Genomic DNA, 13,078 nt, shown 5'->3' with positions numbered 1-13,078 from the left:
GACCGTTCTAACGAACGGCCGGGAACCTGCCAAGCCATTTACCGGCCGTCAGCGCCAGCGCCGCCGCCCACAGCCCCGCGCTCACCCACGCCAGCGCGTGCACGCCGGAGTGGAACGCGGGCGTCCGCGCCGCCGGGCTCGCCGGGCCCGCGATCGCGCCGTACACCGCGACGCCGAGCGCGGTCCCGACCTGCCGGGCGGTGTTGTTGAACCCTCCGGCGAGGCCCGCCCGCCCCGGCGGGGCCGACCGCATCGCGGCCGCGACCACCGCGGAGACGATCAGCCCGTCCCCGACGCCGATCCCGACCATGACGGGCAGCAGCGCCGCGTACGACCCGTCCGGCCCGACCGCGAGCAGCCCGAACGCGCCCGCGCCGGCGACCACCACGCCCGCGCCGATGGGCGCCGACGTGCCGAAGCGCGCGGCGAGCCGTCCGCTCACCGGCGCGACCAGCGCCAGCGGCACGGCCATCGGCAGCAGCAGCGCGCCCGCGGCGAGGGCGGAGCGGTGCTCGACCTGCTGGAGTTGCAGCGTCAGGACGAACAGCGTGCCGTTCGTCACCAGGTTCATGATCAGCGCGACGCCGTTCGCGCCGAGGAACGCCGGGGCGCGCAGTACCGCGCCGGGCAGCAGCGGCGCGGCGGCGCGCCGTTCGGCGGCGACCAGCGCCACCGCCGCCACGGCCGCGGCCGCCCCGGCGGCGACGGCCGTGCCGCGCTGGCCGTGCCCCGCCGCGATCACCGTCCAGACCAGCGAGCCGAGCGCGAGGGGCGCGAGGGCCATGCCGGCCCGGTCCAGCGGCGGCCGCCCGGCTGCCCCGCCCGCGCGGGCCGCGGTGGTTCCGGACGCTCCGGAACGGGCGGGCTCGTGGACGAACGCCAGCACGCCCGCGACGGCCAGGGCCACGATCGGCACGTTCAGCAGGAAGATCCACCGCCAGCCGGCCGAGTCGACCAGCACGCCGCCGAGCAGCGGCCCGGCGGGCAGCGCGGTGGACGAGACCCCCGCCCACACGCCGAGCGCCCGCGCCTGCTCGGCCCGGCCCGGATAGATCGCCGTGATCACCGCGAGGCTGCCGGGCAGCAGCAGCGCCGCGCCCGCCCCCTGCGCGACCCGGGCCGCGATCAGGGCCTCCGGGCCGGGCGCGAGCCCGCAGCCGAGCGAGGCGGCGCCGAACAGCCCGAGCCCGGCCAGCGCCATCCGGCGGTGCCCGATCCGGTCGCCGAGCGCGCCGCCGCCGAGCAGCAGCCCGGCGATCGCGACGGCGTAGCCGTCCACCACGCCCTGGAGGCCGGGCAGGCCGGTGCCGAGCGCGGCCCCGATGCCGGGCAGCGCGACGTTGACGATGGTCACGTCCAGCAGGACCAGGAACATGCCCGCGCACAGCACGGCCAGGGTCAGGCCGCGCCGTCCCGCGCCCGGGGCCGCGGAACCGTTCTCCACGGGGGTCTTCGTCGTCGCAGAAGCCATGGCCTCAGGGTGGCCCGCGATCGTTTCGTCCAGGCTCGAAGCGTCGTCCCCACTGACCGCCGCGCGGCGGCGGGCCGGGCCGCCGCCGCGAGCGGGCCCTCAGGACGTGGCGACCAGCAGCCGCGCGGGCGCCCGGGTGAGGAGGCCCGTTTCGGAGGGGCGAAATCCGGGGCCCACCGGAGGGTCGGGAGCGTCTCCAGCAGCACCCGCACCCCGATCTCCACCTCGGCCTGCGCGAGCCGCGCCCCGAGGCAGAAGTGCCGGCCCGCGCCGAACGCCAGGTGCGTCGCCGCGCCGGTGAACTCCCGCTCCACCGCCCCGTCGGTCCGGAACGGATCGAACCGGTCGGGGTCGGAGAACCGCTCGGGGTCGCGGTTGGCCGCCCCGACCAGGCACGCGACCGTCGCGCCCGCCGGGATCCGGCCCGAGGGCAGCTCCGCGGTCCCGGCCGTCTGCCGCAGGACGACCTGGACCGGCGGGTCGCGGCGCAGCGACTCGGCCCACGCCCGCGTGGCGAGGCCCGGCTCGTCCCGTACGGCCGCCAGCAGCTCGGGGTCGTCCAGCAGGCTGCGCAGCAGCGACGACAGCGACTTGTCGGTGGTCTCGCCGCCCGCGCCGAGCAGCGTCCCGCAGAACCCCATGATCATCTCGTCGGGCAGCGGGGCGCCGTCCACCTCGGCCTCGCACAGCACCGACAGCAGGTCGTCCGCCGGGCGGGCGCGCCGCTCGCGCACGAACGGGGCGAGGTAGGCGTAGAGCTCGTCGCGGGAGCTGAGGCCCCGCGCGAGCGTCGCCGGGTCCTGCCGGTAGTTGCCGAGGTAGGAGAAGCCCGCCCGGTACCAGTCCTGGAACAGCGGCGCGTCCTCGGCGGGCAGCCCGAGCGCGGTGACCACCACGGAGATCGGGAACCGGTTGCAGAACCCCGCCACGAGGTCCGCCTCGTCCCGGTCGCGGAGCGGCGCGGCGAGCGCGGCGGCGGACCGCTCGATCGACTCCGTCAGCCGCGCGAGCGCCCTGCCCCGGAACGCCGGCGTGAGGAACGCCCGGTGCGCGGCGTGCTCGCGGCCGTCCATCTGGAGCACCGTCCGCCCGAACATGGGCGCGAGCTGCCAGCCGTAGTTGCGCGAGGTGAACCGCGAGTCGGTCAGCGCGATCCGCACGTCGGCGTACCGGCTGACGAGCCAGGCGTCCAGCGGCTCGTCCCGCACGACGGGGAACTCCTCGCGCAGCCTGCGGTACAGCGGGTACGGGTCGCGCTCGAACTCCGGCCACAGCAGGCTCGGCGGCGTCCGCCGCGTGTCGACCGCGCCGCCGCCCGCGCCGGGCCCGGCCGCGTGCTGGAAGTTGTAGCGGCGCACCGAGCGGTGCCAGTCCAGCGAGGAGCGCATCGCCGCCTGGAGCCGGTCGGCGAAGACCATCGCGTCCCAGGACGGCAGCGCCGCGCGCGCCTGCTGGAAGTCCCGGAAGCGCCGCTCGACCATCTCGTGCGCGGTGTCGATCGCGTCCTGCCACGTTCCGGACCGCTCCCGCTGGAGCAGCAGCACGAGGTTGGCCCGTTCGCGGAACGCCAGGTCCTTCTCCACCGAATAGACGTCGTTGGTCCAGGCGATCACGTCGGCGGCGGCGTCGCGCAGCGCCGGCGGACGGTCCTCGTCGGCGAGCGCGAGCCCGTCCACCGCCTCGAACAGGTCGAAGAAGACGTCAGCGCCGAACAGGTCCCGCCGCAGCGCCACGTACTCCGGCACGTCCAGCTCGCGGCCGTCGCGCAGGTCCACCAGCGCGCACAGAGCCGACAGGTGCCGCGCCAGCGACCTGGCGAACCGCGCCTGCCAGCGCTCGTCCGCGAGCTCCGCCGTGCGGGGCCACAGGTCCTCGGCCAGCGTGCGCAACATCGGATCCTCCTGCGGGAGGCGCCGGTCCCGGCGCGGTCCCGGCAGGACGATCGCGGACGCGGACGCGGCGAAACCGGCGATGACCCCGCCGTCCGCCCACGGTCCGTCGTCGACCCGGTCGTCCAGCAGCAGCATCCACAGGAACCAGCCGAGCAGCACCGGCGCCCGCTCCGCCCGCGCCCCGCACGCGAGCCCGAGCCCGAGGTCCAGCAGCCGCGAGGTCATCAGGCGGGTCCGGCCGCGCGGGCCGATCAGTCCCTGCTCCTCCGCCCACCGGCACAGCCCGTCCCGCAGCTCGCCCGCGTCGCCGCGGGGCCGCGGCGCCGGGAACGGCAGCGACAGGTCGGGCAGCCTGAACTCGGCCACCGGTTTCATCTTGGCCGTGCAGTCCGTGGACACTACGGACATCTCCACCCCCGTGTGCGCGTGTCCGGCGCCGTGCGCGCCGGCACTGCTCGGATGCTCGCGGGTTCCCGGGTTCCGGACATCCCTATTGACCATCCCTTTAACCCGGATCACCCATAGCCGGAGCGAGCGGGGGCGGCCGGGCGCCCCGCGAACCGCGGAACCGTACGGGAGGAGAGGCGCTCCCATCCTTCCGTGCCGCCCCTCTCCGGCGAAGGAGGCTCGCATGACCGATTCCATGGCCGCCGCTGACCTGCCGGTGGCCTTCATCCCGTACGTCTCGTTCGTCCGGCTACTTCCGCGCGGGACTCGGAGCGGCCTCGGGGCCTGACGCCGACACGCCCGGCGGGGGAGTGGACGTCATCGACGACTTCCCGCGCGGCATCAGGAACAGCGCGAACAGCAGCGCGGCGAAACCGAAGCAGGCCGCCGACAGGAACGCGTCGTGGTTCGCCGCCGCGTGCACGTCGCGGACGCCCAGCGGGTCCAGGCCCGCCCGGGCGAGTTCGCCGCCGATCCCGTTGTAGGCGATGGTCGAGATCACGGCGAGGCCGAGCGCGCCGCCCGCCTCCTGGCTGGTGTTGATCAGCCCGGCGCCGAGACCGGCCTCCTCGTCGCCGATCCCCACGAACGCCGCGATCTGCAACGTGACGAAGCACATGCCGCACCCGAGCCCGAGCGCCACGAACGCCGGCAGCAGATGCACCGCGTAACCGCCGTCCGCCGGGGCCCGCCACAGCATGAGCAGGCCCCCGACCGTGACCGCGAGCCCGGCGACCAGCACCGGCCGCGCCGCGACCTTGGTGATCAGGGCGGAGGCGAGCCCCGACCCGACCGCCACGGACACCGCCAGCGGCACGTACGCGAACCCGGCCTTCAGCGGCGAGTAGCCGTAGACGTCCTGCATGAACAGGCTGGCGAAGTAGAACAGCGCGCCGAACGTGCCGAAGACGAGCACGGCGGAGATGTTCGCGGTCCGCAGCGTCTTCAGCCGGAACACCTTGAGCGGCATCATCGGCGCGCTCGCCCGCGACTCGACGAGCACGAACACCACCAGCAGCGCCACCACGCCGGCCAGGCTCCCGAGCGTGCGGACCGTTCCCCAGCCGACCCGGGTCGCCTCGCCGAGCGTGAAGATCAGCAATAGCAGCGCGGCGGTGAGCGTCGCCGCCCCGGCCGCGTCGAACGGCCGCCGCGCCCCGGCGTCCCCGGGCTCGCCCCGGCCGTCCCGGACGACGCGCGGGGCCAGCAGCGCGACCCCGAGCCCGATCGGCACGTTGATCCAGAAGATCCACTCCCAGCCGGGCCCGTCCGCGAGGACCCCGCCGAGGATGACGCCGGCGATCGACGCGATCCCGGCCAGCGAGCCCCAGACGCCGAGCGCCCTGTTGCGCGCCGGGCCCTCGGCGAACGTGGCGGTCAGGATCGACAGCGCGGCCGGCGCGATCATGGACGACCCGAGCCCCTGGAACCCGCGGGCGGTGATCAGCGTCGCGGCGTTCTCCGCGAGCCCCGACGCCAGGGACGCCGCGGCGAACAGCACGAAGCCGGCCTGGAGCACCCGCCTGCGCCCGAGCCGGTCGGCGAGCCGCCCGCCGAGCAGCAGGAACCCGCCGAGAACGGTCGAGTAGGCCGTGACGATGTAGTTCAGGCTGACGTCGGACATGCCGAGGCCGTCCTGGATGGACGGCAACGCCAGGTTCACGATCGAGACGTCGATGAAGACCATGAACTGGCCCACGCACAGGAAGGCCAGGATCAGCCCGGGGCCGATGCCCGCGCGGGGGCCTGGCCGTGAGCCGGATGCACGCATGACGCAACTCCTCGAAGACACGTGGAAGGGAGGAACGGAACGGGCCCGCGCCGGCGGCGCCTGTCACAACGGCCGCGTCCGATCCGTCACCGCACTGACGGACCGAGACGAACGGATGTGACCGATGACCGAGACCGAATTCCTGGCCGAGCGCTTCGAGGCCCACCGCACGCACCTGCGGGCCGTCGCCTACCGGATGCTCGGCTCGCTGAGCGAGGCCGAGGACGCCGTGCAGGAGGCGTGGTTCAAGCTGGAGCGTTCGGACACCAGCGGCGTGCGGAACCTCGGCGGATGGCTCACGACCGTCGTCGGCCGGGTCTGCCTGGACATGCTCCGTTCGCGCACCTCGCGCCGCGAGGACCCGCTGGAGGCGCGGATGCCCGACCCGATCATCAGCGCCGCGGACGGCGCGGACCCCGAGCAGGAGGCGCTGCTGGCCGACTCGGTCGGGCTCGCGCTGCTGGTCGTCCTGGAGACGCTGGGCCCGGCCGAACGGCTCGCGTTCGTGCTGCACGACCTGTTCGGCGTGCCGTTCGACGAGATCGCGCCCATCGTCGGCCGCAACCCGGCCGCCGTCCGGCAGCTCGCCAGCCGCGCCCGCCGCCGCGTCCAGGGCGCGGCGCCCGTCCCCGACGCCGACCTCGCCCGCCAGCGCCGGGTGGTCGAGGCGTTCCTCGCCGCCGCCCGCGACGGCGACTTCGACGCCCTGGTCGCCGTCCTCGACCCCGACGTCGTCGCGCGCGCCGACACCGGCCCCCTGCGTCCGGCCACCGTCGCACGCGGCGCGGAGGCGGTGGCCCGGCAGGCGCTCACGTTCGCGCGGACGGCTCCGCTCGCCCGCCACGCCCTGGTCAACGGCGCCGCCGGGATCGTCTCGGCCAAGGGCGGGCGCCTGGTCTCGGTCATGGCCTTCGCGATCCGCGACGGCAGGATCGCCGAGATCGACATCCTCGCCGACCCCGAGCGGCTGGACCGCCTCGACCTGAGCGACCTCGACTGAACGCGGAGGAGCGGGCGCGGCCCGGCGCGGAACGGCGCAGTCAGGCTTCCGCGAAGCGGGCGGCCATGCTGTGCAGCAGCTCGCGCAGCTCAGGCGGGTCGAGCACGGTGAACGGGACGTCCAGGCGTCCGAGGAAGACGGCCAGGTCGTGCAGGGTGTCGGCGCCCGTCTCCAGCACGCCGTCGTCATGCAGGAGGCCGGCGGCGGGCGGCAGGACGTCCGCGATCCGCGCCGCCGGAGCGTGCAGGCGGATGCGGGCCTGATGTTTCCACGCGGTCGAGCCGACACCGCGCACGACGTGCGTGCCGGCGTCCTCGGGGGGACGGCGCGGCGTGAAGCGCGGGCCGTTCGGCGTGCGGAGCCGGATGCGGTCGGCGCGGAACGTCCGCCAGTCCTCGCGGGCGTTGTCCCAGGCCAGCAGGTACCAGCGGCGGCCGGTGTAGACGAGCCGGTGCGGCTCCGCCGTGCGCGCGCCGGTCGTTCCGTCGCGCCCCTCGTAGTCGAACCGCAGGCCCTCGTGGTCGCGGACGGCGGCGGCGATCGCCGCGAGCGTCTCGGCGTCGACCGTGGGGCCCCGACCCGCCACCGACACCGTGGCCGCGCCCACCGCCTCGACGCGCCGCCGCAGTCGGGGAGGGAGCATCTGCCGGAGCTTGGTGAACGCCCGCAGCGAGGTCTCCTCGATGCCGGTCACGGACCCGCCGGCCGCCGCGTGCAGGCTGACGGCCACGGCCACCGCCTCCTCGTCGTCCAGCATCAGCGGCGGCAGCGCCGCTCCCGCCCCGAGCCGGTAACCGCCGGCCGCCCCCGTCGTGGAGTGGATCTGGTAGCCGAGGATGCGCAGCCGCTCGACGTCGTTGCGGACCGTACGGGTCGTCACGCCGAGCCGTTCGGCCAGCTCGGGGCCCGGCCAGTCGGGACGCGACTGCAACAGGGACAGCAGGCGGAGGAGCCGGACCGAGGTTTCCAACATGGCTTCATCCTGCCAGCCATTGCGGAACCGTACGTTCCTCAATGGCCTCTAGCCTTCCAGAAGAGGAAGGGAGCAGCGCATGTTGCGAGGACCGTGCACCATCAACTTCTGGGCCGACGACCTGGAGGCCGCCAAGGACTGGTACGTCGAACTCCTGGGCATCGACCCGTACTTCGAGCGGCCGGGCGGGGGCCTGCCCGCCGCCTACTACGAGTTCCGCATCGGCGACCACCAGACCGAACTCGGTCTCATCGACTCCGCCTACGCGCCGCAGGACGCGACCGCCGGACCCGGCGGCGCGGTGATCCACTGGCACGTCGACGACGTGCGGGCCGCGCTGGACCGGCTGCTGGCCATGGGCGCCAAGCCGTACACGCCGCTCACCGAGTACGGCGAGGGCTTCGTCACCGCCTCGGTGATCGACCCGTTCGGCAACGTCCTCGGCGTGATGTTCAACCAGCACTACCTGGACACCCTCGCCCGGTGATGCACTTCGAGGACGCCTCCGGCTGGGAGACGTGGCTGGCCGGGCACCACGAGGCGGAGGGCGGCGTCTGGCTGAAGATCGCCAAGAGGCGCTCGGCGCTCGTCTCGGTCACGATCGAGGAGGCCCTCCAGGTCGCGCTGTGCTACGGCTGGATCGACAGCCAGCGCAAGTCCTGCGACGAGCACAGCTACCTTCAGCGGTACTCGCGCCGCCGCAAGGGGAGTCCTTGGTCGCGGGAGAACGTCGAGCGGGTGGAGGCGCTGACCGCCGCCGGGCGCATGCGGCCGTCCGGGCTGGCGGAGGTCGAGGCCGCCAAGGCGGACGGCCGCTGGGACGCCGCCTACGCCGCCCAGCGCAACGCGACCGTCCCGCCCGACCTGGCGGCGGCGCTGGCGGCGCGCCCGGAGGCCGCCGCCCGGTTCGAGGCGCTCGACAAGACGGGCCGCTACCTGGTGATCCTGTCGCTGCTCAAGGCCCGGACCCCGGCCGGACGCGCGGCCCGCCTGGAGAAGGCCGTGACCGCCCTGCTCACCCGGTAGCAGGCCCTCCGGCGTCCTGTCCCCTTGCGTTCACCCCGGTGCCCCTTGTTCCGCGGGGCCGGGGTGAACGGGGTCGGCGAGCGCGGTCGCGGTGAGGGTGAGGTGCTGGATCAGCGTCTCTGCGGCGGCGTCGGCGTCGCGGGCGAGTGCGGCTTCCTCCAGCCGGCGGTGCTCGGCGATTCCGTCGCGGCCGGGGTTGCGCTGGGCGGACCAGCGGCGGGCGAGCTCGCTGGCCGTCCAGAGCCGGTCGAAGGTGTCCAGGAGGACGGGGTTGGCGCAGCCTTCCAGCAGCGTGCGGTGGAAGTCCCGGTGGGCCTGGGCCCAGGTCTCGGTGTAGTGCTCGTCGTGTCCGGGCGCGTACGGGGGCGTGCGGGCCAGGCGGTGGTGCGCGGCTCGTACGCGGGTCTCCCAGTCCAGGTCGCCTCGCTCGATGGACAGGCGCAGCATGACCGGCTCGATGCTGCGGCGGGCCTCGGCGATCTGCTGCCAGCGCTGGTCGGAGAAGGCCGGGACGGCGAAGCCGCGGTTGGGCAGCCGGTCGGCGAGGCCGTCGCCGACCACCCGTACGAGCGCCTCGCGGACCACGGCCAGGCTCACGCCCTGCTCCTTGGCCAGGTCCTGCGGTTTGAGGGCGTCGCCGGGCGCGTACTCGCCGCGCATGATCGCGTCCCGCAGGCGCGCGTAGACCTGCTCGGAGAGCATCTGCTTCCCCGAGGCGACCGGGGTGGGGGAGGTCCAACTCATGGCGTCATCATAGACGATTGGGCAAATAATCGATTCTTCGTGCTATGGTTGATTTATCCGACAGCACGGCTTGAAAGGAACTCGCCTTGAGCGTCAACGACCCCTTCGCACGCCTCCCCGAGGCGGCCGCCTTCACCCTGACCAGCGACTCCGTCGCCGACGGCGCCGCCTGGCCGCCCGAGCAGTGGTCCTCGGGCGTTCCCGGCGGCAAGGACCTCTCCCCGCAGCTCTCCTGGAGCGGCGCGCCGGACGGCACCAAGAGCTACGCCGTCACCGTCTACGACCCCGACGCCCCCACCGGCTCAGGGTTCTGGCACTGGGCGGTCGCCGACATCCCCGCCACCGTCACCGACCTGCCCGAGGGCGCCGGGGACGACACCGGCACGGGCCTGCCCGAGGGCGCCTACCAGCTGCCCAACGACGCCCGCGCGCCCCGCTACCTCGGCGCCGCCCCGCCGGCCGGGCACGGCCCGCACCGCTACTTCGTGGTGGTGCACGCCCTCGACGTCGAGTCCATCGGCGTCCCGGCCGACGCCACGCCCGCCGTCCTCGGCTTCACCATGGCCGGCCACATCCTCGGCCGCGCGGTCCTGACCGCCACCGCCGAGACCCCCGCCTGACCGACGGCATGTCCGCACTCGTCGACACCGCGGAGATGTACCTCCGCACCATCCTGGAGCTCGAAGAGGAAGGCGTGGTCCCGATGCGGGCCCGCATCGCCGAGCGCCTGAACCACAGCGGCCCGACCGTCAGCCAGACGGTCGCCCGCATGGAGCGCAACGGCCTGCTGCGCGTCACCGGCGACCGGCGCCTGGAGCTGGAGGAGGAGGGCAGGCGGATCGCCACACGCGTGATGCGCAAGCACCGGCTCGCGGAGTGCCTGCTCGTCGACGTGATCGGGCTGGAGTGGGAACACGTCCACGCCGAGGCCTCCCGCTGGCAGCACGTGATGAGCGAGTCCGCCGAACGGCACGTTCTGGAGCTGCTGCGGCACCCGACGGTGTCGCCCTACGGCAACCCGATCCCGGGCCTGGAGGAGCTCGGGGAGGAGAGCGCCGCGGACCCGTTCCCCGCCGAGAGAACGGTCAGCCTCCGCGACCTCGAGCCCGGCCCGGACGGCGCGAGCGCCGTCGTACGGCGCATCGGGGAGCCGGTCCAGACCGACCCGCGGCTGATGCACACCCTGCGGCACGCGGGGGTGCGGCCCGGCGCGGTGGTGAGCGTGACGTCGTCGCCTGGCGGCGTCATGGTCGGCAGCGGCGGGGAGGCCGCCGAACTGCCCGCGCGGACCGCCGCGCACGTCTTCGTGGCCAAGCGCTGAGCCACTGCGCCCGGCCGGGCGCGGGACCGTTGCCACGGCCCTTGCGGGATGGCCCCCGACCACGACCGTGGTCGGGGGCCATCGTGCCGTTCGGCCGCGCGCCTTTGCCTTCACTCGTCGGGGCGCGACAGGTAACGGTCCACTTCGTCGTCGAGCAGCGACAGGAGGGCCGCCAGCGGCGCGGCCGGGCGGCGGTCCGACGAGGTGGCGAGCGAGAACGACCATATGAGCGCGCGCCCGCGCGGGTGCAGCACGCTGAGGTGCTGCTGCTGCGGCTTGAGGAGGAACTCGGGGAGGAACGCGCTTCCGAGCCCGTGCCGGACGAACGCGGCGGTGGTGTTGAGGTCGGTCACTTCGAGCGTCACCCGGCGGCTCACCCCGGCCCCGGCGAAGGCGCGGTCGACCAGGTCGCGGTTGCCGTAGCCGACGGGCGAGTCGACGAACGGCTCGTCGGCCAGCTCCGGGAAGGCGAACCCCTTGCGTCCGGCCAGCCGGTGCTCCGGCGGCACCACCAGCGGCAGGCGGCTCGACGCGAGCCGCCTGACGTTCAGCCCCGGTGGGACGCGGCCGGACGGGGAGACGAACGCGGCGTCCAGGTCCCCCATGAGCAGGCTCTGGAAGTGGCCGACGGTGCCGCTGGGCGAGGTGTGCAGCCGCAGCTCGACATCCGGGTGCAGGCGGTGGTAGCGGCCGAGCAGTCCGGGGACGTCGACCAGCCCGATCCCGACCGCGGTCATGGCGCCGAGGTTCAACGTCCCGTAGACCCGGCCCTGCGTGGCCAGGACCGCGTCGCGCGCCTCCCTGGCGGCGTCCAGCGTGGCGACGGCCCTGGGCAGCAGCGCCTCGCCCGCCCCCGTGAGCGCCACGCGCTGCCCCGACCGGTCGAACAGCTCGGCGCCCAGCTCCTTCTCCAGCGCGCGGACGCCCGCGGAGACGGCGGACTGGACGACGTACAGCCGTTGCGCCGCGCGCGTGAAGTTCCGCTCGGCCGCGACGGTGACGAAGTAGCGGAGATGCTGGAGGTTCACCCCCTATCACTATCACCATTCGTGATGGGGATCAGCGAAAAGATTCGTTGGACGCGATGGAGTGGGCGGCCCGACCCTGGAGGCATGCCTATCGAAAGAAACACCCTTGTGACGTCCAGGACCAGTGCCGCGCCTCCGTCCACGCGCGCGGACGAGAGTGGCCACCGGCCCCGCCGACGGACGACCGGCGCGCCCCAGGTGTCGCATGGGGTCGGGTTCTGGTTCGCCGCCATCTCTTTCGCCGTGCTGATGGCCTTCGGAACGGCACCCGTCCCCCTTTGGCCGCTGTACGAGCAGCGCGACGGCTTCGGTGCCACGACCGTGACCGTGGCCTTCGCCATCCTCGTCGTCGGCGCTTCCGCCGGGTTCGTGGTGCTGGGCCACCTGTCGGACCATCTCGGGCGGCGCAGGGTCGTGGTGCCGGCCCTCGGCGTGGCGCTCGTGGCGGCGCTCGTGCTGGCGTTCTGGACGGACCTTGCGGGGCTGCTGGCCGGACGGCTCCTCAACGGCGTCGCCATCGGCCTCATGGCGTCGACGGCCACCGCCTACCTGCACGACCTGTACCGGCAGGAGCATCCGGACCGGGCGCGTTCCCGGCTGCCGGGCCTCGTCGCGACGACGGCGAACCTGGGCGGCCTCGCCCTCGGTCCGCTGATCGCCGGCATGATCGCGCGGTGGGCGCCGCATCCGCTCACCGTCACGCAGGTCGGGTTCGCGGCGGCGATGGCGCTGTGCCTGGTCATGGCGGTGTCCACGCCGGAGACGGTCGATCGCCGGGCGGGGGCGGCGCGGCCGCGGCGGTTCGCGCTCCGGCCCGGCGCGGGCGCGCTGTTCGGTTCGGCGTCGGCGCTCGGCTTCTTCTCCTTCGCCCTGTTCGGCCTGGTCAGCTCGCTGGGGGCGATCATCCTGCGGTCCTCGCTGGGCATCTCCTCGCCCCTGGTCGCGGGCGTCGCGCCGTTCGCGATGTTCATCGCGTCCGCCGTGGCGCAGCTGGTCCTCGGCAGGTTCGGCGCCGCGGCCACGGCCGCCGTGGGCACGATCGCCTTCCCCCTGGGGCTGGGCTTGGCGGCGCTGTCCCTGTACGAGCCGGCGCTGTGGCTGTTCCTGCTCGCCGTGTCGGTGGCCGGAGCCGGAGCCGGAGCGCTGTTCAAGACCGGCATCACGCGGGCCGGTGAGAGCGCCGTGGACAGCTCGCGGGCCGGGGTGCTGGCCGTGTACTTCGTGGCCGGGTACGTCGGCATGGGACTTCCGTCGATCCTGTTCAGCCTCGTGGTGAAGCACGTGGCCGTCGGTCCCGCGATGATCGGCTTCTCCGCGGTGCTGTCCGCCGGAGCGGTGATCGCCGTGACGCTGGCCCAGCGTACGGGCTCCCACTCGAACCGGTAGAAGGGGCCTGGCCAGGCCC

General features: G+C 74.3%; 12 protein-coding genes. 6 read left to right on the top strand and 6 right to left on the bottom strand.

The window, feature by feature from the left end:
* Positions 1-7: 7 nt before the first annotated feature.
* The 3 genes from GEV43_RS42635 to GEV43_RS42625 form a co-directional block, all read right to left on the bottom strand.
* Positions 8-1,471 carry an MFS transporter gene (locus tag GEV43_RS42635; protein WP_241684476.1) on the bottom strand — a complete coding sequence of 488 codons (1,464 nt, stop codon included), beginning with the start codon at positions 1,469-1,471 and terminating at the stop codon, positions 8-10.
* Positions 1,399-3,729, bottom strand: a complete 2,331-nt coding sequence (locus GEV43_RS42630; RefSeq protein WP_309240278.1) for a cytochrome P450 — start codon at positions 3,727-3,729, stop codon at positions 1,399-1,401. The genes GEV43_RS42635 and GEV43_RS42630 overlap by 73 nt, the downstream gene beginning before the upstream one ends.
* Positions 3,730-4,060: 331 nt before the next feature.
* Complete coding sequence (locus tag GEV43_RS42625; RefSeq protein WP_160826359.1) at positions 4,061-5,581, bottom strand: MFS transporter; 1,521 nt, start codon at positions 5,579-5,581, stop codon at positions 4,061-4,063.
* 124 nt (positions 5,582-5,705) lie between these two features.
* On the opposite strand from GEV43_RS42625, the gene sigJ reads away from it, so the two are divergent.
* Positions 5,706-6,581 (top strand): RNA polymerase sigma factor SigJ, encoded by an 876-nt coding sequence (gene sigJ / locus GEV43_RS42620; RefSeq protein ID WP_160826358.1) that lies wholly within the window; start codon positions 5,706-5,708, stop codon positions 6,579-6,581.
* A gap of 40 nt (positions 6,582-6,621) precedes the next feature.
* Here the strand turns inward: sigJ and GEV43_RS42615 are convergent, their stop codons facing one another.
* Positions 6,622-7,554 carry a YafY family protein gene (locus GEV43_RS42615; protein ID WP_160826357.1) on the bottom strand — a complete coding sequence of 311 codons (933 nt, stop codon included), beginning with the start codon at positions 7,552-7,554 and terminating at the stop codon, positions 6,622-6,624.
* A gap of 79 nt (positions 7,555-7,633) precedes the next feature.
* On the opposite strand from GEV43_RS42615, the gene GEV43_RS42610 reads away from it, so the two are divergent.
* Together GEV43_RS42610 and GEV43_RS42605 are read left to right on the top strand one after the other, a co-directional pair.
* Positions 7,634-8,041, top strand: a complete 408-nt coding sequence (locus GEV43_RS42610; RefSeq protein ID WP_160826356.1) for a VOC family protein — start codon at positions 7,634-7,636, stop codon at positions 8,039-8,041.
* Positions 8,041-8,580: a YdeI family protein gene (locus GEV43_RS42605; RefSeq protein WP_160826986.1), complete on the top strand. Its 540-nt coding sequence runs from the start codon at positions 8,041-8,043 to the stop codon at positions 8,578-8,580. The genes GEV43_RS42610 and GEV43_RS42605 overlap by 1 nt, the downstream gene beginning before the upstream one ends.
* Positions 8,581-8,610: 30 nt before the next feature.
* On the opposite strand, the gene GEV43_RS42600 is transcribed toward GEV43_RS42605, so the two are convergent.
* Entirely contained in the window at positions 8,611-9,324 is a 714-nt protein-coding gene (locus GEV43_RS42600; RefSeq protein WP_160826355.1) for a GntR family transcriptional regulator, read from the bottom strand.
* Positions 9,325-9,410: 86 nt separating this feature from the next.
* Between GEV43_RS42600 and GEV43_RS42595 the strand changes: the two genes are divergently transcribed.
* Positions 9,411-9,944, top strand: coding sequence for a YbhB/YbcL family Raf kinase inhibitor-like protein (locus tag GEV43_RS42595; RefSeq protein ID WP_160826354.1), 534 nt, complete (start codon positions 9,411-9,413; stop codon positions 9,942-9,944).
* A gap of 8 nt (positions 9,945-9,952) precedes the next feature.
* On the top strand, positions 9,953-10,645 hold the full coding sequence (locus GEV43_RS42590; RefSeq protein ID WP_160826353.1) for a metal-dependent transcriptional regulator: 693 nt from the start codon (positions 9,953-9,955) through the stop codon (positions 10,643-10,645).
* A 110-nt stretch (positions 10,646-10,755) separates the two neighbouring features.
* On the opposite strand, the gene GEV43_RS42585 is transcribed toward GEV43_RS42590, so the two are convergent.
* Positions 10,756-11,673, bottom strand: coding sequence for a LysR family transcriptional regulator (locus GEV43_RS42585; RefSeq protein WP_160826352.1), 918 nt, complete (start codon positions 11,671-11,673; stop codon positions 10,756-10,758).
* 198 nt (positions 11,674-11,871) lie between these two features.
* Between GEV43_RS42585 and GEV43_RS42580 the strand changes: the two genes are divergently transcribed.
* Entirely contained in the window at positions 11,872-13,059 is a 1,188-nt protein-coding gene (locus tag GEV43_RS42580) for an MFS transporter (RefSeq protein ID WP_375539146.1), read from the top strand.
* Positions 13,060-13,078: the final 19 nt, after the last annotated feature.

The organism is Actinomadura sp. J1-007 (assembly GCF_009793335.1).
GTDB lineage: Bacteria > Actinomycetota > Actinomycetes > Streptosporangiales > Streptosporangiaceae > Spirillospora > Spirillospora yumaensis.
This window is presented reverse-complemented; position numbering and strand designations above follow the sequence as displayed.

Excerpts from the sequence above, each read along its gene's own strand:
- GEV43_RS42615 (WP_160826357.1), bottom strand. The coding sequence starts at position 7,554 with ATGTTGGAAACCTCGGTCCGGCTCCTCCGCCTGCTGTCCCTGTTGCAG.
- GEV43_RS42600 (WP_160826355.1), bottom strand. The coding sequence starts at position 9,324 with ATGAGTTGGACCTCCCCCACCCCGGTCGCCTCGGGGAAGCAGATGCTC.
- GEV43_RS42625 (WP_160826359.1), bottom strand. The coding sequence starts at position 5,581 with ATGCGTGCATCCGGCTCACGGCCAGGCCCCCGCGCGGGCATCGGCCCC.
- GEV43_RS42635 (WP_241684476.1), bottom strand. The coding sequence starts at position 1,471 with ATGGCTTCTGCGACGACGAAGACCCCCGTGGAGAACGGTTCCGCGGCC.
- GEV43_RS42610 (WP_160826356.1), top strand. The coding sequence starts at position 7,634 with ATGTTGCGAGGACCGTGCACCATCAACTTCTGGGCCGACGACCTGGAG.
- sigJ (WP_160826358.1), top strand. The coding sequence starts at position 5,706 with ATGACCGAGACCGAATTCCTGGCCGAGCGCTTCGAGGCCCACCGCACG.
- GEV43_RS42590 (WP_160826353.1), top strand. The coding sequence starts at position 9,953 with ATGTCCGCACTCGTCGACACCGCGGAGATGTACCTCCGCACCATCCTG.
- GEV43_RS42605 (WP_160826986.1), top strand. The coding sequence starts at position 8,041 with ATGCACTTCGAGGACGCCTCCGGCTGGGAGACGTGGCTGGCCGGGCAC.